The sequence below is a fragment of the Mesorhizobium sp. M4B.F.Ca.ET.089.01.1.1 genome (genome assembly GCF_004022605.1).
Taxonomy (GTDB): Bacteria; Pseudomonadota; Alphaproteobacteria; order Rhizobiales; family Rhizobiaceae; genus Mesorhizobium; species Mesorhizobium abyssinicae.
Genome location: NZ_RZOS01001497.1, coordinates 1 through 417, shown reverse-complemented (window position 1 = coordinate 417; position 417 = coordinate 1). Strand labels below are relative to the sequence as shown.

Annotated in this window: 1 protein-coding gene; it reads right to left on the bottom strand. The window is 63.5% G+C overall.

Annotation, left to right across the window (positions count from 1 at the left end; genetic code table 11):
- A partial coding sequence (locus tag EN780_RS38055; protein WP_133373038.1) for a transposase occupies positions 1–417 on the bottom strand: 417 nt, incomplete at both ends.

Genomic DNA, 417 nt, shown 5'->3' with positions numbered 1-417 from the left:
AGATATGGCAGTGCCGCTCGCGCGCCATGGATCAACAGCACGCGCATGTAGGTGCTCCCGCGCTGGCTGATCCCCGTCAGGTGCGGCTTGCCGCCGGTCGTGATCTGACGTGGAACAAGCCCCAGCCAGGCAGCGAAGTCACGCCCCTTCGCAAACGCCGACACGTCGCCGACCGCTGCTGCCAGCGCCGTTGCGTTGAGAGCGCCAATGCCTGGCACGCTGCGCAGGAGACGGGCTCGTTCATCGCTTTCGGCGAGCGCTTCAAACTCGTGGTCGAGCTGCTTGATCCGATGATCGAGCGCGTGCAGTTCATCGACCATGTCGTGAACGAGTTGCTGCATCCTGGCGGTCAAGGTCGTGTTGTTCGGCGGGTTCTCGCGCAGCCACAGGTTCAGCTTTGGTCGACCTTGGCGATGA